Origin of the sequence: Kineococcus sp. NBC_00420 (genome assembly GCF_036021035.1) — a bacterium.
In the GTDB taxonomy this organism is placed as follows: domain Bacteria; phylum Actinomycetota; class Actinomycetes; order Actinomycetales; family Kineococcaceae; genus Kineococcus.
Map to the genome: position 1 here is coordinate 942,479 of NZ_CP107930.1, position 21,578 is coordinate 964,056.

Here is a 21,578-nt window from a genome sequence, read left to right on the forward strand (position 1 = left end):
GGCGTGCTCGTCCCACCCCGCCACCCCGTGCAGCCCCTGACCCGCCGGACGGCGTTGCGCGGGGCCGTGTCCGGGCTCGGTGCGGGCCTGGCCGTCCTGGGCCTCGGCGGCTGCGACGTCCGCTGGGTCAGCGGCGCGGAGACCACCCCGACGGCGCAGCGGGGCCCCGACGACGACGCCCGGGACGCGGCGGTCGCGGACACCCGGGACCTGCTCGGACTGCTGCTGCCCGCCGCCCGGGCCGCCGAACCCCTGGGGAGCGTGGCGACCCTCGCGGTGCAGGCCTGCGAGGCCCACCTGCGGGCGCTGGGCGAGGAGCAGTTCGGCGTGACGAGCTCGGGCGGGACGGCGGCGGTGGACGCCGCCGCGGTCCTGGACCGCCTCGCCGTGACCACCACCTCGGCCCTGACCGCGGCGAGCCGCACCGACCGCGCGCCGAGTGCCGGGATGGCCCGGCTGCTCGCCGCGGTCGGCGCCTCCCGCGCCGTCCTCCTCGACGACGTCAGCACCGCGACCGGGGTGGCCGCCCCCGCGGTGGCGCTGCCGGCCGCCGCCCCGGCACCCGCCTCGCCGACCCCCACCCCCTTCGAACCCGAGGACCGGGCGGGGACCGCCGCGCTGCAGGCGGCCCTGGCCGGTGAGCACGCCGCGGTGTTCGGCTTCGCCCTCGTCGAGGGGCGACTCCCCGATCCCCGCCGCGCCGAGGCCGCGGCCGACCTCGCCGCCCACCGCGTCGCCCGCGACGACCTCGTCGACGTGCTCGTCTCCCGCGGTGGCGACCCGGCGCAGGCCGCGGTCGGCTACGACGCCGCCGTGCCCACGGCCGAGGCCGCGACCGCGCTGGCCGCCACGATGACCGAGCGGCTGACCGGCGCCTACGCCGACGTCGTCGCGACGAGCGCCCCCGACCGGACCCTCGCGGTCTCGGCCCTGCTGCGCAACGCCCGGACGGCCCGGCGCTGGGGGTCGACGGTGACGAGCTTCCCCGGGATGCCCGAGCTCGCCGAGGACGGGACCAGCGTCCCGAGGGCCACCAGCAGCGCCACCGCGACCGCGACGAGCACCCCCTGAGGCGCCGGGGCGAGCGGGTTGGAAGACTGCACGACGAGATGAGCACGCCACCGGAGCACCCCGCCACGGCCCTGCGGGTCATGACCTGGAACGTCTGGTGGCGTTTCGGGGACTGGCGCACCCGCCGGGAATCAATCCTCGCCGTGCTCGAGCAGGAACGTCCCGACGTCCTGGGCCTGCAGGAGGTCTGGGCCGACGCCGACGAGAACCTCGCGCACTGGCTCGGGGAACGCCTCGGGATGCACGTCGCCTGGTCGCCCTCCCCCGCCCCCGAGCGCTGGCGGCGCCGGCTGGTCTGGAACGGCGAGGACCCCGAGCGCGCCGACACCTTCCAGTTCGGCAACGCCGTGCTCAGCCGCTACCCGTTCCTGGCCGAGGACGTCGCGGAACTGCCCGGCGGCGGTCACGAGGACGAGGGCCGCACCGCGCTGCGGGTGCTCGTCGACACCCCACGGCGGCCGTTGCCCTTCACCACGACCCACCTGAACTCCTCCCCCGCCGAGTCCGCGGTCCGCCTCGCCCAGGTCCACGTGCTCGTGCCGTTCGTGGCAGAGGGGTTCCGGCGCGGCGAGCACTACCCGCCGGTGCTGACCGGCGACTTCAACGCCGTCGCGGAGTCCGACGAACTCCGGCTCGCCGCGGGCTACCTCACGGCGGGACCCGTCCCGGGGTTCGTACTGGTCGACGCGTGGCGGTTCGCCGAGGCCGGTGACCCGGGGTTCACCTGGGACCGGCGCAACCCCTTCGTCGCCCGCGTGCACCAGCCCAGCGCGCGCATCGACCACGTCCTCGTCGGGCTGTCCCCGTTCACCGGCGAGGGGTCGGTCCGCGCCGTGCGGCTGGTGGCCACCGAACCCGTCGACGGCGTCTGGGCCAGCGACCACGCCGCCGTGGTCGTCGACCTGGAACCCTGACCTCAGCGGGCGAACGGCCCGCTCAGGACGGCCCACTGCAGCAGCAGGACGGTCTTGGCGTCGACGATGCCGGTGCCGATCCGCGACACCGCGTCGTCGACGTCGAGTTCCAGCACCTCGATGTCCTCGCCCTCGTGGCGGACCCCGGTGCGCGAGCCCGCCACCACGTCGCCGTGGGCGTAGGGCGCGGCGAAGAAGTGCAGGCGTTCGGTCACGGAGCCGGGACTGGTCCACAGGTCGAAGAGGTGGGTGACCTCCCCGACGGGGTGGCCGAGTTCCTCCTCGGTCTCGCGCCGGACCGCCGTCTCCGCGTCGTCGGCGTCCAGGAGGCCCGCGGCGGTCTCGACGAGCATCCCGTCGGGGTGGCCGTTGACGTAGGCGGGGAGGCGGAACTGCCGCGTCAGCAGGACCGTCCGGGCCGCCACCTCGTAGAGCAGGATCGTGGCTCCGTCGCCGCGGTCGTAGGTCTCGCGTTCCTCGCTCGACCACGACCCGTCGGAGTGCTGGACGTCGAACGTCGTCGTCCGGGTCACGAACCAGTTCGAGGTGAGCACGCGCACGTCGCGGATCCGCACCCGTGGGTTGCCCGTCAGGTCACGGCCCACCTGGTCGAGGCCGGTGCGGCCGCGGCGGTCGGGTACGTCAACGCCTGGTCGAGTCACCCCGGGATCGTCGCACGGTCCGCTTCCAGTTGGTCCCGAGCTCCCGCAGGTGCACGCGGGTGCGGTCGGCCCGGAAGAAGTCGTGGGCGTACCCGACGGGCCGACCGTCGACCTGGTGGGCCACCCGCCGGGTCTCCAGCAACGCCGACCCGGGCGGGACCTCGAGGAGTCCGGCCCGTTCCCCGTCGGCCGGGACGGCTTCGACCAGGCGGAGCCGCACGACGCGGACGACGGGTTCGTCGGGGGCGAGCCGCCCAGCGCCTGCCTCAGGACGGTCCGGCCGACGCAGAGACGTTCGGCCAGAGCGCGTTCGCTGCCGAGGGACTCCCCGGGGTGGAACCGTTCCTCGCGCAGCAGCCGCCGCAGCGTCCCGCAGACCCGGTCCGCCGGAGTGTCCACACGCTCAGCGCCCCAGAGCCGTGAGCGAGGCGTCGAGGGCGCCCACCAGCCAGTCGGTGTCCGCGACCTGGAAGGCCAGCGGCGGGCGGAGCTTCAGGACGTTGCCGTGCGGGCCGGCCACGGAGGTCAGGACCCCGCGGTCGCGCAGTTCCTCGAGCACCGCGAGCGCGAGGTCGCGGTCGGGTTCGCGCGTCGCCGGGTCCGTGACGAGTTCCAGGCCGGTGAACAACCCGGTGCCGCGGACGTCACCGACGGCGGGGTGCTTCTGCCTCAGCCCTTCGAGGTCAGCGCGCATCGCGGTGCCGACCTTCGCGGAGTGCTCCTGCAGGCCTTCGCTGCGGATCGTCGTCAGGACGGCCTGCGCGGCAGCCATCGAGACCGGGTTCCCGCCGAAGGTGTTGAAGTAGGGGATCCGGTCGCTGAACGCGGCCAGCACCTCCTCGCGCGCGACCACCCCCGACACCGGGACGCCGTTGCCCATGGGTTTCCCGAGGGTCACCAGGTCGGGGACGATCCCGTGCCGGGCGAAACCCCAGAACTCCTCCCCGGTGCGGGCGAAACCCGGCTGCACCTCGTCGGCGATGAACACCCCACCGGCGGCGCGGACGACGTCGACGGCCTCGGCGAGGTAGCCGGCCGGTGCCGGCAGCACGCCGTCGGAGGAGAAGACCGAGTCGGCGATGAAGGCGGCGAGCTTCGTCCCGTGCGCCTCCAGGTCGTCGATCGCGGCGCGCACCCGGTCCGCGAACCAGGACCCGATCCGGGTGGGGTCGACGCCGGTGCGGTAGACGTCCGGGGCGGGGACGAGACGGGCGGTGGGGGCGATCGGCTGCCCCGAACCCAGCGCCGGCGAGACTCCCGAGGTGAGTTCGCTGGTGCCGTGGTACGCCTCGGTGGTGGCGATGAAACCCTCGCCACCGCTCCAGGCCTTCGCGACCCGCAGGGCGAGGTCGTTGGCCTCCGAACCGGTGCACATGTACATCGCCTTCCACTCCCCCGTCGGCGGGGCGGGGAACGTGGTGAGCAGGTCGTCGGTGTAGTCGAGGATCCCCTCGTGCAGGTAGCGGGTGTGGGTGTTCAGCAGTTGCATCTGCCGGGTCACGGCCTCGACGACCGCGGGGTGGCAGTGCCCGAGGCTCGCGACGTTGTTGTACATGTCCAGGTACCTCGTCCCGTCGGCGTCGAACAGGTACTGCCCCTCGCCCCGGACCAGGTGGACCGGACGGCGGTAGAACAACCGGTAGGAGCCGCCGAGCACCGCGGACCGGCGTTCGGTGAGGGCCCGCGTCGCCGGGTCCAGGCCCTCGGCGTGCTCGGGCCGGAAGCTGTTCGTGTCCATGATCGTCGAGCGGGTCACCGGGTCACCTCTGGTTCGGCTGGTCCTGTCCTGCGTCTGTTCGCACCGCGTCGGCGCCCAAGCCCTCACGACGGAACTGCTCGACGTCGATCCTGGCGCGACGCGGCGGCCCGCACAGCCCACCCGTGTTTCGTCCAGGTCAACTCTCGGGGCCGCGTGTGAACGGCGTGTTGCGCAGGACACGGGGGTTCCCCGCGCGGACCGCTCGTGCCACACTCGGCGCGGCGCCCAGCCCTCCTCGCACCCCGAGGAGAACCGTGACCACCACGCCCGACGCCCCACCGTTCGCCGCGTTCGCCGCGTTGCGCCGTGGCGATCCCGCCCCGGACTGGATCTCCACGTCGGTGCGCGCCGCCTGGGACCTGCCCACGAGCAGTTCCCTCACCCTCATCGCGGTGTCCGAGAACGCGACGTTCCGGATCGACGTCGACGGCCTCCCGACCGCGGTCCTGCGGGTCCACCGGCCCGGCTACGTCGCCGACCCGACGCAGATCGCCGCGGAACTCACCTGGGTGAGGGCCATCGCCGCGGAGACCTCAGTCCGGGTCCCCGACGTCCTGCCCCTCGCGGACGGTTCCCTCGTCCACGAGGTCCTCGACGGCGCGGGTGCCCGCTGGTTCGCCGTGGCGTTCGCGTTCGTCCGGGGCGAGATCCTCGAGGACACCCTCGCCGGCGCGGGTCTGGAGGACGCCACCCTGCGCCGCACCTACGCCGAGATCGGCGCCACCACGGCCGCCCTGCACGACCACGTCGACGGGTGGACGCCGCCCGCCGGGTTCAGCCGGTTCGGCTGGGGCCTCGACGACGCGCTGGGAGCGGGAAGCCGCTGGGGCGACTGGCGCGGCGCGGCGTTGTCCCCGGAGCAGCTCGCCGTCTGCGAACGGGCCGAGACCGCCGCGCGGGAGGTCCTCGCCGGGGTCGCGGAGTCCCCCGCGTCGAGCGGGCTCGTGCACGCCGACCTGCGGCCCTCCAACATCATGGTCGACACCACGGGCCGGTTGACCGTCATCGACTTCGACGACTGCGGGACGTCGCGGTTGCTGTGGGACTTCGCCGCGGCGCTGAGCTTCATCGAGCACGAACCGTTCGCCCCGACCATCGCCGCGGCCTGGCTGGAGGGGTACCGCTCCATGCGCGCGGTCTCCGAGGAGGACCTGGCCGTCGCGACGGCGCTGTCGACGGTGCGCCGGTTGCAGATGCTCGGCTGGACCACGACCCACCGCGAGGACGCGTTGCCGCCGGCGGTGTGGGCCGCGCAGGTGCCGGGCACCGCGGAGGTCGCGCAGCGCTACCTGGACCGCCCGGACTGGCTGCTGCGCTGACGTGCGCAGCGCCCGTCCAGCGGCGAGGATCGGGCGTGACCAGCGACGCGGTGTCCAGCAGCGGTTCCTCCGACGCCCTGCGTCAGGTGGTGGTCGTCACCAGTGCCGTGCTCGGCATCGCCGGGGCGACGGTGGGGTCGGGGGCCTTCGGGGGCACGCCGATCGCCTCGGCCGCAGGCGGTGCGCTCTCCGCGGACGCGACGCTGGTGGCCCCGGCCGGGCCCGCGTTCGCGATCTGGAGCGTCGTCTACACGGGGCTGGTGGGGCTGACGGTGTGGCAGGCGCTGCCCGCGCACCGCGACGACGCCCGACAGCGCTCCACGGGGTGGCTCACCGCCGCCTCGCTGGTGCTCAACGCGGTCTGGATCGGGACGGTGCAGGCCGGGCAGGTCGAACTCTCCGTGCTGGTCATCGTCGTGCTGCTGGTGGTCCTGGTGGCGACCTTCGGTCGGCTGCTGCGGGAGCGACCGGCGTCGCGCGTCGAGGCCGTGCTGGTCGACGGGACGATGGGGTTGTACCTGGGCTGGGTGTCGATCGCGACCGTCGCGAACGTGGCCGCGGTCCTGCGCGACAAGGGCCTCACGTCGGCGGAACCCGCCTGGGCGGTCGGGGTGCTGACGGTGGCGGCCGGAGTGGGGGTCCTCACCGCCGTCCGCGGCCGTGGACGCCTCGCCTTCGGGGCGGGCCTGACGTGGGGACTGGGCTGGGTCGCGGCGGCCCGCGGCGGCGCCGAGGCGAACACGTCGACGACGGTGGCCGTCGCGGCCGGAGCGGCGGCCGTGGTCGTCGCGGGGGCGACGGTGCTGGCGCGCTGGCGGGGACGGACGCTCCGCGGCTGAGCGCCGCCCCCTCCCCCCGGCCCGTGCCGTTCAGCCCCGGACGGTCCGCACCACGGTGGTGACGGCGTCGTCGAGGGCGATCTGCTCGGAGTCGCCGCTGCGACGGTCCTTGAGCTCGACCTGCCCCTCGGCGAGGCCCTTGCCGACGACGAGGATCGTCGGGACCCCGACGAGCTCGGCGTCCTTGAACTTCACGCCGGGCGAGACCTTGGGACGGTCGTCGTAGAGGACCTCGACGCCCTGCGCCTCGAGTTCCCCGGCGAGGCGCTCCGCGGTCGCGAAGATCTCCGGGTCCTTGCCGGTCGCGACCACGTGGACGTCGTAGGGCGCGAGGACCCGCGGCCAGACGAGGCCCTTGTCGTCGTGGTTGCCCTCGGCGACGCACGCCATCGCGCGGGTGACACCGACGCCGTAGGAACCCATGGTGACGACGACCTGCTTGCCGTTCTCGTCGAGCACCTTGAGGTCCAGGGCCTGCGCGAAGCGGCGACCGAGGGCGAAGATGTGCGCGATCTCGATGCCGCGGGCCAGTTCCAGCGGTCCGGAACCGTCGGGGGCGGGGTCGCCGGCCTTGACCTCGGCGGCCTCGACGACGCCGTCGGGGGTGAAGTCGCGGCCCGCGACGAGGTCGAAGACGTGCTTGCCGTCGACGTCGGCCCCGGTGATCCAGGCGGACCCGTCGACGACGCGGGGGTCGACGAGGTAGCGGATCCCGCTGGCGTTCTCGGAACCGAGGACGCCGGGCCCGATGTAGCCCTTGACCAGCGCGGGGTTCTTCGCGAAGTCGGCCGCCTCGAAGGCCTCGACCTCGGCGGGCGACACGGCCGCCTCGAGGCGCTTGGTGTCGACCTCGCGGTCACCGGGGACGCCGACGGCCAGCGGTTCCCGGGTGCCGTCGGGGTGCTTGAGCACGACGATGACGTTCTTCAGCGTGTCCGCCGCCGTCCAGGGCCGGTCGGCGCGGGGGTGCTTCTCGTTGGCGACGGCGACGAGGGTGTCGATCGTCGGGGTGTCGGGGGTGTCCTCGACGTGGCTGGCGGTCAGGCCGTCGAAGGGGATGGCGGGCGGCGCGAGCGTGGTCACGGCCTCGGCGTTCGCGGCGTAGCCGCCGGGCGAGCGGACAAAGGTGTCCTCCCCGATGGGCGTGGGGTGCAGGAACTCCTCGCTGCGCGAACCGCCCATGGCCCCCGACACCGCCGAGACGATGACAAACTCCAGCCCGAGGCGGGCGAAGATCTTGATGTAGGCGTCGCGGTGCTGCTCGTAGGACGTCTCGAGCCCGGCGTCGTCGACGTCGAAGCTGTAGGAGTCCTTCATGACGAACTCGCGGCCGCGGATGATGCCCGCGCGGGGCCGCGCCTCGTCGCGGTACTTCGTCTGGATCTGGTAGATCGAGAGCGGGAGGTCCTTGTACGAGGAGTACAGGTCTTTGACCAGGAGGGTGAACATCTCCTCGTGCGTGGGCGCGAGCAGGTAGTCGGCGCCCTTGCGGTCCTTCAGCTTGAAGATGCCGTCGCCGTAGTCGGTCCAGCGGTTCGTCGCCTCGTAGGGCTCACGGGGCAGCAGCGCGGGGAAGTGGACCTCCTGCGCGCCGGAGGCGTTCATCTCCTCGCGGACGACGTCCTCGATCTTGCGCAGGACGCGGAGCCCCAGCGGCAGCCAGGTGTAGATGCCCGGCGCGGCCCGCCGGATGTAGCCCGCCCGCACCAGCAGCTTGTGGCTGGCCACCTCGGCCTCGACGGGGTCCTCCCGCAGGGTCCGCAGGAACAGGGTCGACATCCGCATCAGCACGACCCCAGGGTATCGGCGCGGCTCCACCGGCTTCACCACCGTCGTCGGCGGCCGGGCCGGCACCCACGGCCTCACCCATCGGTGTCACCACGTGGAGTGAACCGTCGGTGCGACGATCCTGGCGCCAGGGCACCGGCGTCGTCGCACCGACGGCTCTCCCCATCGACCGGTGATGTGCCTGACCTCGCCGGCCGCACCGCACCACTCAATCGAAGAGGCGCTCGGAACGGGAGGACACCGCCGTGTTGCCCAACACGATCATCGAGCGCCGGAAGCGACCGGCACGACCGTAGCGCTGGACGAAGACGTAGCCGGGTTCGCCGCTGTCGTCGCAGCCGTCGACGAAGACGGCGTCGGTACGCACACCGTCGACGGTCACGTAGCCGTCCCAGGCGACACAGGCCATGCGCACGCCGGTCTCCTGCTGGACGACGAACCGCACCTGCTCCTGGGCCAGCACCAGATCCTGCTCCACGACCTGGTGGAACGTGCTCCCACCCGCTCCGTCCACGATGGCGAAGGGAACGAGCGGACCGCCTCGGGGAACGACACGCGAGGTGGCGTGATCCACAGCCTCCAGGAGGAACTCGAGCAGCTCCTGCCCGGGTAGTTCCACAGCACCGACCTGTTCGACGCCTTCGTCCGACACGCCGTCCCCCAGACCCCGACCCGCGGGCGGAGATCGCCCCCTCTGATCTCGGTCGGTGCAGACAGACCTTGAGCACGTCCGGGCAGCCGCGTCGAGCTGCCGGGAGGGATCAGAACAGGACGGTGGCGAACGAACCCACCTCGCGGAACCCGACGCGGCGGTAGGCGGCGAGCGCCCTGGCGTTGTAGTCGTTGACGTACAACGACACCGAGGTGACCCCGTCGGCGAAGGCGGCTTCGCAGACGGCGGCCATGCCGGGTTCGGAGAGCCCCTCGCCGCGGCGGTGCGGGGGGACCCAGACCCCTTGCACCTGGACGACTCTCGGCGACACCGCGCCGAGTTCGGCCTTGAACACGACCTCGGGGCCGGAGCGGCCGACGTCGATGCGGACGAAGCTCCGACCCGTGGAGACGAGTTCGGCGATGCGGGCGCGGTAGGCGCCGCCGCCGTCGGGCGGGGCGGGGGCGTACCCGATCTCCTCGGTGAACATCGCGACGCAGGCGGGGACGACGAGGTCGAGTTCGCGCAGCGTCGCCCTGCGCACGGCCGGGTCGGGCTCCACCAGGGGCGCTGAGTCGCAGACCATCAGCGGCTGGTTGGCGCGGACCTCGCGGACGCCGCGCCAGTGCGGTTCGAGGCGTTGCCACAGGGCCAGGACGGGTTCCGCCGGCCCGACGAGGGAGGAACAGCGTCGGCCCTCGGCGCGGGCGTGCGCGGCGAACGCGTCGAGGGCCGCGGGGGTCGCCTCGACGGGTACGAGGTTCGCCCCGGCCCAGCAGGCGGAGACGAGCTGCCCGTCCTCGAACCAGCCCCAGACCTGCCCGCCAAGGTCGCTGCCTGGACGGGCCACCAGCCCCAGCAGGCGGGCGGAGACGAAGAGGTTCGCGACGGGATCGCGCTCGCACAGCCGCAGCAGGGCGGGAGCGTCGGCCCCCCCGAGCACGCGCAGGGTCCCGGACGCCGAGGTGCCGCGTGCGGCGGCGGAGTTGGTCAGGGACACTCCCGCATCCTGCCCGGTCGAGCCCGGATGGTCGAGACCGGGGCGCTCAGCTGACGGAGACGACCGGGGCCCCGGCGCTCGCGTCGTCCTCGGGCTCGCCCATCTCGGCGGCCAGTCGGTTGGCCTCCTCGATGAGGGTCGCGACGATGTCGTGCTCGGGGACGGTCTTGATGACCTCGCCCCGCACGAAGATCTGGCCCTTGCCGTTGCCGCTGGCCACGCCGAGGTCGGCCTCGCGGGCCTCCCCCGGGCCGTTGACGACACAGCCCATGACCGCCACGCGCAGCGGGACCGTCAGGCCTTCCAGGCCCTCGGTCACCGCGTCGGCCAGGGAGTAGACGTCGACCTGGGCCCGCCCGCAGGAGGGGCAGGAGACGATCTCGAGCTTGCGGGGGCGCAGGTTCAGCGACTGCAGGATCTGGATGCCGACCTTGACCTCCTCGACCGGCGGCGCCGAGAGGGACACGCGGATCGTGTCGCCGATGCCCCGGGACAGCAGCGCCCCGAAGGCGGTCGCGGACTTGATCGTGCCCTGGAAGGCGGGACCGGCCTCGGTCACCCCGAGGTGCAGCGGCCAGTCGCCCCGCTCGGCGAGGAGCTCGTAGGCGCGGACCATGATCACCGGGTCGTTGTGCTTGACCGAGATCTTGAAGTCGTGGAAGTCGTGCTCCTCGAAGAGCGAGGCCTCCCACACGGCGGACTCGACGAGCGCCTCGGGCGTCGCCTTGCCGTACTTCTCCAGCAGGCGCGGGTCGAGGGACCCGGCGTTGACGCCGATGCGGATCGAGACGCCCGCGTCCTTGGCGGCCTTCGCGATGTCCTTGACCTGGTCGTCGAACTTGCGGATGTTGCCCGGGTTCACGCGCACCGCGCCGCAGCCGGCGTCGATGGCCGCGAAGACGTACTTCGGCTGGAAGTGGATGTCGGCGATGACCGGGATCTGCGACTTCTTCGCGATGATCGGCAGCGCCTCGGCGTCCTCGTTGGTCGGGCAGGCGACCCGGACGATGTCGCAGCCGGACGCGGTCAGCTCGGCGATCTGCTGCAGCGTGGCGTTGATGTTCGTCGTCGGGGTGGTGGTCATCGACTGCACCGAGACGGGCGAGTCGCTGCCGACGCCCACCTTGCCCACCTGGATCTGGCGCGTCCTGCGACGGGGGGCCAGGACGGGGGGCGGGAGGGCGGGGAGACCGAGGCTGACGCTCACCCCGCCAGTATCAACCCGCACCGGCGCGACCACGACCAGGGGTCGCGGTCTTCACCCGGGGTTCACTGGTCCCGTCACTGGTTGAGCGTGACCGGGCGGACGATGTCGGCGTAGAGCAGCAGGACGCTCATCCCCACCAGGACGATCGACACCCCGTAGGCCAGCGGCATCGCCTTGGCGACGTCGACGGGGCCCGGGTCGGGTCGGCGGCGCAGCCGGAAGATCGCCTTCTTCACGACCTCCCACAGCGCCCCCGCGATGTGCCCGCCGTCGAAGGGCAGCAGCGGAATCATGTTGAAGACGAAGAGCGCGACGTTGAGGCCCGCCAGCAGCGACACGATGCGCGAGGTCCGCTCGGCGAGCTCGTCCCCGGGGATGATCGCGGGCTGGGCGTTGAGCTCCCCCGCCAGGCGACCGATGCCGACGACGCCGATCGGGCCGTTCGGGTCGCGCGGGGCGGAACCGAAGGCGGCCTGGGCGACGTCGTAGAGCCGCTGCGGCAGGCGGACGACGATGTTGGCGACGCCCTCGATCTGGGTGCCGACGACGCCGGGGACCTCGCCGAGCGGCGTCCGCACGACGGCGATGCTGGGCGAGACCCCGAGGAAGCCGACCCGCTCGGTCTCCCCCGTGGCCTTCCCGGTGGCGTCGGTCACGGCGCGTTCGGTGAGGACGGGCGTCGCCGTGATCGGGACCCGCTGCCCGTCGCGCAGCACGACGAGGTCCACGGCCCGGCCGCCGTCGGCGCGGATCTGCGCCGACAGCGCGTTCCAGTCCTGGACGGGCTTCCCGCCGAACTCGACGATCTCGTCCCCGGGCCGCAGACCGGCCGCCGCACCGGGGGCGGCGGTGTCGGAGGCGCCGCACGTGGTCGCGGTGCTGCCCGCCGGCAGGACGCACTCGGAGACCGCGGACAGCGTCGGGACGTAGCCGGGCTGGCCGATGGCGCTGGCGGCGACGGCGGTGAGGACCAGCGCCAGGACGAGGTTGACGAAGGGACCCCCGAACATGATGACGATCCGCTGCCACACGGGACGGCGGTAGAACGTCCGGTGCTCCTCGCCGGGTTCGATCTCGACGAAGCTCGCCTGCCGGGCCTCCTCGGCCATCAGCGCCCAGCGGCCCGTGGTCGAGGCACGGACGCGACCGTCCTCCCCCGGGGGGAACATCCCGATCATCCGGATGTAGCCCCCGAGCGGGATGGCCTTGACGCCGTACTCCGTCTCCCCCCGCCGGCGGGAGAACAGGGTGGGGCCGAAACCCACCATGTACTGGACGACCTTGACCCCGAACTTCTTGGCGGGCAGCAGGTGCCCCACCTCGTGCAGGGCGATCGAGAGGGCGACGCCGATCGCGGCGGCCAGGATCCCCACGACCCACAGCAGCACCGTGGTCATGCGACGAGCTCGTTGGCGCGCGCCCGGGCCCAGTCCTCGGCGGCCAGCACGTCCTCGACGTCGCGCGGGTCACCGCCCGGGTGGTGCTCGCCGACGACGCGGGCGAGGGTGTCGACGATCCCCAGGAACGGCAGCCGGCCGGCGTGGAAGGCGGCGACGCACTCCTCGTTGGCGGCGTTGAACACCGCGGGGACGGTGGAGCCCCGCCGGCCCGCCTCGCGGGCCAGGTCGACGGCGGGGAACGCCTCCGCGTCGAGGGGTTCGAAGGTCCAGGACGCGGCCCGCGTCCAGTCGATGCCGGCGGTCGCACCGGGGACGCGGTCGGGCCAGGCGATCCCCAGCGCGATGGGCAGGCGCATGTCCGGCGGGGAGCACTGCGCCAGCGTGGAGCCGTCGGTGAACTCGACCATGGAGTGCACGACCGACTGCGGGTGCACGACGACGTCGATCCGGTCGTAGCCGATGCCGAACAGCAGCGAGGCCTCGATGACCTCGAGCCCCTTGTTGACCAGCGTGGCGGAGTTCGTGGTGACGACCGGTCCCATCGTCCACGTGGGATGGGCCAGCGCCTGCTGCGGGGTGACCTCGGTGAGCTCCTCGCGCCGAGCGCCCCGGAACGGGCCGCCGCTGGCCGTCACGACCAGTCGGGCGACCTCGTCGGCGCTCCCGCCGCGCAGGGCCTGGGCCAGGGCGGAGTGCTCGGAGTCGACGGGGACGATCTGGCCGGGCTTCGCCGCGGCGGTGACCAGCGGCCCCCCGGCGACGAGCGACTCCTTGTTGGCGAGCGCGAGCGTGCGCCCGGTCGCCAGCGCGGCCAGCGTCGGGCGCAGGCCCACCGAGCCCGTCATGCCGTTGAGGACGACGTCGCAGGGGTGGGTCGCGACCTCGCTCGCGGCCTCCGGGCCGGCGACGACGCGGGGCAGCGGCCGCCCGGCCGCCTGCGCGCGCAACGCCTCCTGCAGGGCCGGCAGCGCCTCGCTGCGAGCCACCCCGACGAGGGCGACGCCGTGGTCGAGGGCCTGGCGGGCCAGCAGCTGCACGTCGGCGCCGCCGGCGGCCAGCGCGACGACGCGGAAGGCTCCCGGGGCGGCCGCGACGACGTCGAGGGCCTGGGTGCCGATGGAGCCGGTGCTGCCAAGGAGCACCACCTCGCGGGGGGTTCCGCCGGGCGTCTCAGGGGTCGGGCTCACCCACCCATCATGACCGGTCGAGGGCCTCCGCCACGCCCCGTGACCGGCACACTGGGGCGAATCCTCACCGGATCCGCAAGGATGACCCCAGCACCACCGGCACCGGAAGGACACCCGTCATGCGAAGACTCGTCCGAGCGAGCTCCGCCGGCGCACTCGCGCTGGCCTCCTCCCTCGTCCTCAGCCTCAGCGGGGGCAGCGCCCAGGCGGTCGAGGTGACCGGGACCGGGAGCACCTCGGTGTCGCTGCTCTCCACCACCGACGCGACCGTGCAGCAGGTGGCCACGGAGTACTGGACCCCCGAGCGCATGGCCTCCGCCCAGCCCGCGGACCGGGTCGTCGCCCCGGGTGGTCCAGCCGCCCGCCCGGCCACCCCCGAGGTCGCGCCGGCGCCGTCGACGCGTTCGACCCTCGCCGTGGGCGACGCGGGCGTGGTGGGGCGCAGCACCCGCCGCGCCTCCGGGACGGCTCCCGCCTCCACCGTCGCCACGAGCACTCCGTGGGCGGGCCCGGCCGCGGTGGCGCGCAAGGTCGGCCGGCTGTTCTTCACCCAGGGGCGCGGCAACTTCGAGTGCAGCGCCAGCAGCGTCGCCTCGGTCGCGGGCAACGTCATCGTCACCGCCGGGCACTGCCTGACCGAGAACGGGGTGGTCTCGACCAACGTCGTCTTCGTGCCGGGCCTGCACGGGACGAGCGCCCCCTACGGGACCTTCCCCGCGACGAAGCTGTTCACCACCACCCAGTGGCGCCAGGGCGACCAGTCGAAGGCCGAGGCCCTGAACTTCGACGTCGGGTTCGCCGTCGTGCAGTCGGTCGGTGGCCGCTCGTTGGCCGACACCGTCGGCTCCTTCGCCATCGACTTCACCCCCGCCCTGGACCCGGTGACCGTCTTCGGCTACCCCGGACGCGGCGCCGCGGCCGACGGGACCACCCTGCAGTTCTGCACCGGCACCCGGTTCACCGACGTCACCTCCACCAACGACCCCACGACCGACCGGGCCACCCTGTGCACCATGGCCGGTGGTTCCAGCGGCGGGCCGTGGCTGAGCGGTCTCGACCCCGCCAAGGGCACCGGCACGGTCACCTCGGTCGTGAGCTTCAGCTACAACGACGCCACCCAGGTCCTCTACGGACCGCTGTTCGGGGACGTCGTGGCGGCCGTCTACCACGAGGCCGCGGGGAACTGACCCGCACCACCCGCAGGAGCACGAACGGCCGGTGACCCCGTGGGGTCACCGGCCGTTCGTGGTCGCCCCGTCCTCAGAGGGGGAAGTTCACGTACTTCGTCTCGAGGTACTCCTCGATCCCCTCGGCCCCGCCCTCGCGGCCGAAACCACTGGCCTTGACCCCGCCGAACGGCGCGGCGGCGTTGGAGATGACCCCGGCGTTGAGGCCGACCATGCCGGTCTCGAGCGCCTCGGCGACGCGCATCCCCCGGTCGAGACCCTGGGTGTAGGCGTAACCGATGAGGCCGTACTCGGTATCGTTGGCCAACGCGACGCCCTCGGACTCCTCGTCGAAGACGACGATCGGGGCGACCGGCCCGAACGTCTCCTCGGTGAGCAGACGGGAACCGAGCGGCACGTCGGTGAGGACGGTCGGGGCGTAGAAGTACCCGCTCTCCCCTACCGTCGACCCACCGACGACGACCTTCGCTCCCGCGTCGACGGCTTCGGAGACCCGCTGCGCCACACCGTCACGGGCGCGGGCGTCGATGAGCGGTCCGACCTGGACGCCGTCCTGCGTCCCCCGGCCGACGCTCAACGACCCCATGCGTTCCGCGAGGCGGCGGGAGAACTCCTCCGCGACGCCGCGCTGGACGTAGAACCGGTTGGCCGCGGTGCAGGCCTCCCCGGTGTTGCGCATCTTCGCGAGCATCGCGCCGTCGACCGCCTCGTCCAGGTCGGCGTCGTCGAACACCAGGAACGGGGCGTTGCCGCCGAGTTCCATCGACACCCGCAGCAGCTGCTGCGCGGACTGCTCGACGAGCTTGCGACCGACCGCGGTGGAACCGGTGAACGTCAGCTTCCGCAGCCGGGGGTCCCGCACGAGGGGTTCGACGACCTCCGCCGTCGACGTCGTCGTGACGACGTTGACGACCCCGTCGGGGACGCCGGCTTCGGCCAGCACCTGGGCCAGCAGCAGCGTCGTGAGCGGGGTCTGCGTCGCGGGCTTCACGACGATGGTGCACCCGGCGGCGAGCGCCGGGGCGATCTTGCGGGTGCCCATGGCGAGCGGGAAGTTCCACGGCAGGATCGCGAGGACCGGCCCGACGGGTTGCTTGAGGGTGAGCAGCCGGGAACCCCCGACGGGGTTCTGGGCGTAGCGGCCGGAGATCCGCGGCGCCTCCTCGGAGAACCAGCGGAAGAACTCCGCGCCGTAGGTCACCTCACCGCGGGCCTCGGCCAGGGGTTTGCCCATCTCGAGGGTCATGAGCAGGGCGAAGTCGTCGGCGCGGGCGGTGATGAGGTCGAAGGCGCGGCGCAGCACCTCGGCCCGTTCGCGGGTCGGGGTGGCGGCCCAGCCGGGGAAGGCCGCGACGGCGGCGTCGAGGGCCGCGGTGCCGTCGGCCACGCTCGCGTCGGAGACCGCGAGCAGGACCTGCCCGGTCGAGGGGTCCTCGACGTCGACGGTGCGCCCACCCTCGGCGGCGCGCCAGGCGCCGCCGACGAAGAGTCCGGTGGGGACCCCGCTCAGGAGTTCCTTCTCGCGCTGTTCGGTGCTCATGGCTCGATCCTGCCTTTCGGAGGGGTTCAGCGTGCGTTCTCGAAGACGGTCCCGAGCACGTCCAGGGCCTGTTCCAGCAGGGCGTCGGGGATGCTCAGCGGCGGCAGGAAGCGCAGGACGTTGCCGTCGGTGCCGCAGGTGAGGACGATGACGCCGTGCTGGGCGGCGTCGGTGGCGACCCGCTTGGCCAGCGCCGCGTCCGGGGTGGTGGTCCCGGGTTCGACGAGCTCGACGGCGACCATCGCGCCGCGGCCGCGGACGTCGCCGATGCGCGGGTCCCGGGCGGCCAGGGCGCGCAGCCGGGAGAAGAGGATGCCCTCGACCCGGCGCGCCCGGGCCGGCAGGTCCTCCCGCTCCAGGGTGTCCAGGGTGGCGATCGCGGCGGCGCAGGCGGCGGGGTTCCCGCCGTAGGTGCCGCCGAGACCGCCGAGGACCGGCGCGTCCATGATCTCGGCGCGGCCGGTGACGGCCGCGAGCGGCAGACCGCCGGCGACGCCCTTGGCGATGGTCACGAGGTCGGGTTCGATCCCCTCGAGGTGGCTGGCGAAGGCCGCGCCGGTGCGGGCGATCCCGGTCTGGACCTCGTCGGCGACGAAGACGACGCCGTTCTCCTTCGCCCAGGTGGCGATGGCGGGCAGGAAGCCGGGGGCCGGGACGATGAAGCCCCCCTCGCCCTGGATCGGCTCGAGCACGACGGCGGCGAGGTTCGCGGCGCCGACCTGCTTCTCGATGGTGTGGATGGCACGGGCGGCGGCGGTCGGGCCGTCGAGGCCGTCGCGGAAGGGGTAGCTCAGCGGGGCCCGGTAGACCTCGGGGGCGAAGGGGCCGAAGCCGTTCTTGTAGGGCATGTTCTTGGCGGTCATCGCCATCGTGAGGTTGGTGCGGCCGTGGTAGGCGTGGTCGAAGACGACCACGGCCTGGCGGCCGGTGTGGGCCCGGGCCACCTTCACGGCGTTCTCGACGGCCTCGGCCCCGGTGGAGAACAGGGCGGTCTTCTTCGCGAAGTCGCCGGGGGTCAGGGCGTTGAGCCGCTCGGCGACCTCGACGTAGGAGTCGTAGGGCGTGATCATGAAGCAGGTGTGGGTGAACCGCGCCACCTGCTCGGCCACGGCTGCGGCGACGGCGGGGTCGGCGTTGCCGACGGTGGTGACGGCGATGCCGGAGCCGAGGTCGGCGTAGGAGTTCCCGTCGACGTCGACGACGACCCCACCGCCGGCGGTGGCGGCGTAGAACGGCATCGACGACCCGACGGCGGCGCTCACGGCGGCGCTGCGGCGGGCGGCGAGCTCGCGCGAGAGCGGGCCCGGCACCTCGGTCCGCAACCGGATCTCCTGCGGAAGGGTGGGGCCGCCGGTGCTCACGTCGTGGCTGAGGGTCGTCATGGCCCGAACCTAGGCGCGTCGCCCCCTCGACGTCAGTGTCAGGAGTGCACTGTCGGTACCGGTCACGCAGTGCGAGACTGCCACCGTGGTGACCCTGGCCGACCTGGTGGCGACCCCCTCGCTGGCGCTGCGCCTGGTCGGCGGCGATCCCGGCGCCCCCGTGCGCTGGGTGGCGACCAGCGAGCTGGACGACCCCACGGCGTTCCTGGAGGGCGGGGAGCTGCTGCTCACCACGGGGCTGCGGACCCCGCGCGCCGGCTGGGCGGACTGGGTGGACCGCCTCGTCGACGCCGGGGTGGCGGGGGCCGGCTTCGGGGTGGGCCTGAGCCACCGCTCGGTGCCGCGCGCGCTCGTCACCGCCACCGCCGCACGCGGTCTGCCGCTCCTCGAGGTCCCACAACCGACCCCGTTCATCGCGATCTCCCGTCGTCTGGCGGACCTGTTGCGGCGCAGCGAGAACGACGCCGAGGCCGCCGCCGCCCGCACCCAGCGCGAGCTGGCCGTCGACGCCGCCGGACCGGAGGGCGTCGACGCCGTGCTGCGGCGGGTGGCTCGCAGCGTGCGCGGGCAGGCCTGGTCGCTGGCCCCCGGCGGAGGGGTCCGCGCCGCCACGACGAGGACCCCACCCCCCGCCGAGGCCGTCGCCGGACTGCACCGGATCCAGGGGCAGGGGGCGCGGGCGAGCTGGACCGACGTGTCCCCGACCCGGTCGCTGCTGCTGCGGGCCACCGGGTCCGACGGGACGGGCTGGCTGCTCGTCTCCCTCGCCCCCGACACCCCACGGGCCGCGCACGCGACGATCGGCACGGCGGCGGCCCTGCTCGGGTTGCTCACGGCCCGCTCGTTCGTCCCCCCGGGGATGGCGAGCGCCGTCGTCGACCTGGTGCTGGGCGACCGGCCCGCGATCGCCGCCCGGCTGGCGGAGGGGGTCGGCCACCCGCTGCCCGACCCGCTCGTCGTGCTCCGCTGGAGCGGGACGCCGCCGCCGGCGGTCTGGCGGGGCGAGGACCACGCCGTCCTGCCCCCGGACGCCGTCGGGACCCCGCCGCCCGGGGCGCGCTGGGGCGTGGGTCGCCCCGTACCCCTCGACCGGGCTGCGGAGGGGGTCCGCTCGGCCGACGCCGCCCACGCGCGCACCGGAGCGCACCGGCCCCTGGCCGGGACGGGGTCGCTGGACGACGTCCTCGACGCCGACGTGGTCGGGCCCTGGGCCCGGCAGCGGCTGGCGCCCGTGCTGGACTGCGCCGACGCGGACGTCCTCCTCGCGAGCGCCCGTGCGTTCCTGGAGCACCACGGGGCGCGCCAGCCCACGGCCGACACCCTCGGGGTGCACCGCAACACCGTCCGGCAGCGGATCGCGCGCCTCGAAGGGCTGCTGGGCTCCTCGATGGACTCCGCGGCGGACCGGGCCGAGCTGTGGCTCGCGCTGGGTGCCCTCGGTGCCTCCCCGGGGAGGGCCGGGCCCCCGGCTGCGAAACTCGGGGCATGGCCCTGAACCCTGACGACCTGCCCGCGAGCGCGCTGGAGTTCCTGACGGAGCGCCACCTGGCGACGGTGACCACGTTGCGCGCCGACGGGTCCCCGCACGTCGTGCCCGTCGGGTTCACCTTCGACGCGGGGACGGTGCGGATCATCACGTCGGGGACGTCGCGCAAGGCCGTGCACGCGCGGCGGGGTTCCCGGGTCGTCGTCGCGCAGGTCGACGGGCGGCGCTGGCTGGCGTTGGAGGGTGTCGGGTACGTGCTGGAGGACGCGGAGTCGGTCGCCGACGCCGAGGGGCGCTACGCCGCCCGCTACCGCACGCCGCGCCCCAACCCGGCGCGGGTCGTCGTCGCGTTCACGGTGGACCGGGTGCTGGGGTCCGTCCCGCCCTGGGAGTGACCCTCAGCGTTCGAAGGTCACCATGAGCTCGACGACGCGGTCGAGGAACGCGTCGACGGGGGCCTCGCGGTAGCCGCGGCGGCCCCGGCGGGGACGGAACAGCGCCGTGCGCACGTCGTCGGCGCTGAGCTTCGTCGTGCCCCGGAAGTGGTCGGCGAGCAGTTCGCACAGCGCGTCGACGTCGCCCGGCCGGTAGCCGCGGCGCAGGCCGCGGGCGCGGGGGAAGCGCTCCCCGCGCGGTTCCTTCAGACGTCCCGAGACCGCCGCGCCGAGCGCGGCCTGCCGCTCGGTGAACGGCCGCTGGTCGCTCTGGGCCAGCGAGCGCTGACGTTCGCGACGGGCCAGACCGTCCTCGATCTCGGCGAGCAGGGCGTCGGTGTCGGCGACGTCGTAGCCACCGAACTGCGAGCCGAAGCCGACGGCTCGGACCTGTCCCGAGGCGACGCGCCCGGCCGGGACGGCCTGGGCGATGTGGTCGAAGAACACGTCGACGTCCTCGACGCGGTAGCCGCGTCGCAGACCCTTGAGGCGCGAGGGCCGCTCCTGCAGCAGCTGCGACAGGGGCAGGCCCTCGACGCTCTGGGTCATGCCTTCGGCTGTTCCGGGCCGATCGCGGCGAGCTGCCCGCAGGCCCCGTCGATCTCGCTGCCGCGGGTGTCGCGCACGGTCGTCGGGATGCCGCGGTTCTCCAGGGCGGCGACGAACGCCTTCTCCACGGCCGGGTCGCTGGCGGTCCACTTCGATCCCGGGGTCGGGTTCAGCGGGATCGGGTTGACGTGCACCCAGCCGCGGCCCCGGGCGTTGAGCAGCTTGCCGAGGCGGTCCGCACGCCACGCCTGGTCGTTGATGTCGCGGATCAGCGCGTACTCGATGCTGACCCGGCGGCCCGTCGCCTCGAAGTAGCGGCGCGCGGCGTCGAGGGCCTCCGCGACGTTCCAGCGCTGGTTGATCGGGACGAGGTCGTTGCGCAGTTCGTCGTCGGGGGCGTGCAGGCTCAGCGCCAGCGTCGCCGCGATCCCCTCCTGGGCGAACTTGTCGATCGCCGGGACGAGGCCGACCGTCGACATCGTGATGCCGCGGGCGGAGATGCCGAGGCCGTCCGGGGCGGGCTGGACCAGGCGGCGCACGGCGGCGACGGCCGACTTGTAGTTGGCCAGCGCCTCGCCCATGCCCATGAAGACGACGTTGTTGACGCGGCCGGGACCGCCGGGGACCTCGTCGCGCGCCAGGGCACGGGAGGCCGCGGTGACCTGCTCCACGATCTCGGCCGTCGAGAGGTTGCGGGTCAGACCCGCCTGACCGGTGGCGCAGAACGGGCAGTTCATCCCGCAGCCGGCCTGGCTGGAGATGCAGATGGTGTCGCGGTTCTTGTAGCGCATGAGGACGGACTCGACGAGGGCACCGTCGTGCATCCGGTAGAGCGACTTGATCGTCTTGCCGGCGTCGGCGGTGAGCGTGCGGATCGGCGTCAGCACCGTCGGCAGCAGCGCCGCCGCGATCCGGTCGCGGCTCGCGGCCGGGAGGTCCGTCATCTTCGCCGGGTCGTCCTCGAGGCGCTCGAACCACTGCGTGGCGAGCTGCTTGCCGCGGAACGCCTTCTCCCCCAGCTCCACCATCGCCGGGCCGCGTTCCTCGGGTTCGAGGTCGACGAAGTGGCGCGGCGGCTTGCCGCGGCGGGGGGCGGCCATCACCAGCTTGCCGGGGCCGGCAGGCGCCAGGGGCAGCGGTTCACGGGTGGGGGCATCCGGAGGAGTCGTCATCGTGACTCCATGGTAAGGGCCCGCAGGTGT

20 protein-coding genes and 1 pseudogene are annotated in these 21,578 nt (G+C 73.7%); 7 read left to right on the forward strand and 14 right to left on the reverse strand.

Annotation, left to right across the window (positions count from 1 at the left end; all coding sequences use genetic code 11):
- The first annotated feature begins 3 nt into the window (after positions 1-3).
- Positions 4-1,071, forward strand: a complete 1,068-nt coding sequence (locus OG218_RS04645) for a ferritin-like domain-containing protein (protein ID WP_328292033.1) — start codon at positions 4-6, stop codon at positions 1,069-1,071.
- Between the two features lie 38 nt (positions 1,072-1,109).
- Entirely contained in the window at positions 1,110-1,985 is an 876-nt protein-coding gene (locus tag OG218_RS04650; protein WP_328292034.1) for an endonuclease/exonuclease/phosphatase family protein, read from the forward strand.
- A gap of 2 nt (positions 1,986-1,987) precedes the next feature.
- On the opposite strand, the gene OG218_RS04655 is transcribed toward OG218_RS04650, so the two are convergent.
- The 4 genes and pseudogenes from OG218_RS04655 to OG218_RS04665 form a co-directional block, all read right to left on the reverse strand.
- On the reverse strand, positions 1,988-2,647 hold the full coding sequence (locus OG218_RS04655; RefSeq protein WP_328292035.1) for an NUDIX domain-containing protein: 660 nt from the start codon (positions 2,645-2,647) through the stop codon (positions 1,988-1,990).
- Positions 2,628-2,867, reverse strand: a complete 240-nt coding sequence (locus OG218_RS04660; protein WP_328292036.1) for a UTRA domain-containing protein — start codon at positions 2,865-2,867, stop codon at positions 2,628-2,630. The genes OG218_RS04655 and OG218_RS04660 overlap by 20 nt, the downstream gene beginning before the upstream one ends.
- 47 nt (positions 2,868-2,914) lie before the next feature.
- A pseudogene (locus OG218_RS26585) lies at positions 2,915-3,046 on the reverse strand (GntR family transcriptional regulator); the annotation flags it as partial.
- A gap of 4 nt (positions 3,047-3,050) precedes the next feature.
- Positions 3,051-4,385: an aspartate aminotransferase family protein gene (locus tag OG218_RS04665; RefSeq protein WP_442906461.1), complete on the reverse strand. Its 1,335-nt coding sequence runs from the start codon at positions 4,383-4,385 to the stop codon at positions 3,051-3,053.
- 275 nt (positions 4,386-4,660) lie between these two features.
- On the opposite strand from OG218_RS04665, the gene OG218_RS04670 reads away from it, so the two are divergent.
- Positions 4,661-5,725, forward strand: coding sequence for a phosphotransferase enzyme family protein (locus OG218_RS04670; RefSeq protein WP_328292038.1), 1,065 nt, complete (start codon positions 4,661-4,663; stop codon positions 5,723-5,725).
- Positions 5,726-5,760: 35 nt separating this feature from the next.
- Positions 5,761-6,564, forward strand: a complete 804-nt coding sequence (locus OG218_RS04675) for a tryptophan-rich sensory protein (RefSeq protein ID WP_328292039.1) — start codon at positions 5,761-5,763, stop codon at positions 6,562-6,564.
- Between the two features lie 30 nt (positions 6,565-6,594).
- Here OG218_RS04675 and OG218_RS04680 read toward each other — a convergent pair whose 3' ends face one another.
- The 6 genes from OG218_RS04680 to dxr all read right to left on the reverse strand — a co-directional run bounded on the left by OG218_RS04680 (position 6,595) and on the right by dxr (position 13,798).
- On the reverse strand, positions 6,595-8,355 hold the full coding sequence (locus OG218_RS04680) for a proline--tRNA ligase (protein WP_442906364.1): 1,761 nt from the start codon (positions 8,353-8,355) through the stop codon (positions 6,595-6,597).
- A 205-nt stretch (positions 8,356-8,560) separates the two neighbouring features.
- Positions 8,561-9,004 carry a hypothetical protein gene (locus OG218_RS04685; protein ID WP_328292040.1) on the reverse strand — a complete coding sequence of 148 codons (444 nt, stop codon included), beginning with the start codon at positions 9,002-9,004 and terminating at the stop codon, positions 8,561-8,563.
- A 109-nt stretch (positions 9,005-9,113) separates the two neighbouring features.
- Positions 9,114-10,004, reverse strand: coding sequence for a GNAT family N-acetyltransferase (locus tag OG218_RS04690; protein WP_328292041.1), 891 nt, complete (start codon positions 10,002-10,004; stop codon positions 9,114-9,116).
- Between the two features lie 46 nt (positions 10,005-10,050).
- A complete protein-coding gene (gene ispG, locus OG218_RS04695) occupies positions 10,051-11,211 on the reverse strand; it encodes a flavodoxin-dependent (E)-4-hydroxy-3-methylbut-2-enyl-diphosphate synthase (RefSeq protein WP_328292042.1) in 1,161 nt (386 codons plus the stop codon).
- Between the two features lie 74 nt (positions 11,212-11,285).
- The gene (locus OG218_RS04700; protein WP_328292043.1) at positions 11,286-12,608 is read right to left on the reverse strand and encodes a M50 family metallopeptidase; all 1,323 of its coding nucleotides are present in this window, start codon (positions 12,606-12,608) and stop codon (positions 11,286-11,288) included.
- Positions 12,605-13,798, reverse strand: coding sequence for a 1-deoxy-D-xylulose-5-phosphate reductoisomerase (gene dxr, locus OG218_RS04705; RefSeq protein ID WP_328292044.1), 1,194 nt, complete (start codon positions 13,796-13,798; stop codon positions 12,605-12,607). The genes OG218_RS04700 and dxr overlap by 4 nt, the downstream gene beginning before the upstream one ends.
- A gap of 119 nt (positions 13,799-13,917) precedes the next feature.
- Here dxr and OG218_RS04710 point away from each other — a divergent pair, with 119 nt between their 5' ends.
- Entirely contained in the window at positions 13,918-14,985 is a 1,068-nt protein-coding gene (locus OG218_RS04710; RefSeq protein WP_328292045.1) for a trypsin-like serine peptidase, read from the forward strand.
- Between the two features lie 73 nt (positions 14,986-15,058).
- Here OG218_RS04710 and OG218_RS04715 read toward each other — a convergent pair whose 3' ends face one another.
- A complete protein-coding gene (locus OG218_RS04715; RefSeq protein ID WP_328292046.1) occupies positions 15,059-16,525 on the reverse strand; it encodes an NAD-dependent succinate-semialdehyde dehydrogenase in 1,467 nt (488 codons plus the stop codon).
- Positions 16,526-16,551: 26 nt separating this feature from the next.
- Entirely contained in the window at positions 16,552-17,907 is a 1,356-nt protein-coding gene (gabT, locus tag OG218_RS04720) for a 4-aminobutyrate--2-oxoglutarate transaminase (protein WP_328292047.1), read from the reverse strand.
- An 85-nt stretch (positions 17,908-17,992) separates the two neighbouring features.
- Here gabT and OG218_RS04725 point away from each other — a divergent pair, with 85 nt between their 5' ends.
- On the forward strand, positions 17,993-19,402 hold the full coding sequence (locus OG218_RS04725) for a PucR family transcriptional regulator (RefSeq protein WP_328292048.1): 1,410 nt from the start codon (positions 17,993-17,995) through the stop codon (positions 19,400-19,402).
- Entirely contained in the window at positions 19,393-19,788 is a 396-nt protein-coding gene (locus tag OG218_RS04730; RefSeq protein ID WP_328292049.1) for a PPOX class F420-dependent oxidoreductase, read from the forward strand. The genes OG218_RS04725 and OG218_RS04730 overlap by 10 nt, the downstream gene beginning before the upstream one ends.
- 3 nt (positions 19,789-19,791) lie before the next feature.
- Here OG218_RS04730 and OG218_RS04735 read toward each other — a convergent pair whose 3' ends face one another.
- Positions 19,792-20,376: a DivIVA domain-containing protein gene (locus OG218_RS04735; protein ID WP_328292050.1), complete on the reverse strand. Its 585-nt coding sequence runs from the start codon at positions 20,374-20,376 to the stop codon at positions 19,792-19,794.
- Positions 20,373-21,548 carry a 23S rRNA (adenine(2503)-C(2))-methyltransferase RlmN gene (gene rlmN, locus OG218_RS04740; RefSeq protein WP_328292051.1) on the reverse strand — a complete coding sequence of 392 codons (1,176 nt, stop codon included), beginning with the start codon at positions 21,546-21,548 and terminating at the stop codon, positions 20,373-20,375. Before rlmN ends, OG218_RS04735 begins: the two co-directional genes overlap by 4 nt.
- Positions 21,549-21,578: the final 30 nt, after the last annotated feature.

Bases quoted from the DNA above. Each gene is read 5' to 3' on its own strand.
- OG218_RS04650 (WP_328292034.1), top strand. From the start codon at position 1,110: ATGAGCACGCCACCGGAGCACCCCGCCACGGCCCTGCGGGTCATGACC.
- OG218_RS04665 (WP_442906461.1), bottom strand. From the start codon at position 4,385: ATGGACACGAACAGCTTCCGGCCCGAGCACGCCGAGGGCCTGGACCCG.
- OG218_RS04700 (WP_328292043.1), bottom strand. From the start codon at position 12,608: ATGACCACGGTGCTGCTGTGGGTCGTGGGGATCCTGGCCGCCGCGATC.
- OG218_RS04710 (WP_328292045.1), top strand. From the start codon at position 13,918: ATGCGAAGACTCGTCCGAGCGAGCTCCGCCGGCGCACTCGCGCTGGCC.
- OG218_RS04715 (WP_328292046.1), bottom strand. From the start codon at position 16,525: ATGAGCACCGAACAGCGCGAGAAGGAACTCCTGAGCGGGGTCCCCACC.
- gabT (WP_328292047.1), bottom strand. From the start codon at position 17,907: ATGACGACCCTCAGCCACGACGTGAGCACCGGCGGCCCCACCCTTCCG.
- OG218_RS04730 (WP_328292049.1), top strand. From the start codon at position 19,393: ATGGCCCTGAACCCTGACGACCTGCCCGCGAGCGCGCTGGAGTTCCTG.
- OG218_RS04735 (WP_328292050.1), bottom strand. From the start codon at position 20,376: ATGACCCAGAGCGTCGAGGGCCTGCCCCTGTCGCAGCTGCTGCAGGAG.
- rlmN (WP_328292051.1), bottom strand. From the start codon at position 21,548: ATGACGACTCCTCCGGATGCCCCCACCCGTGAACCGCTGCCCCTGGCG.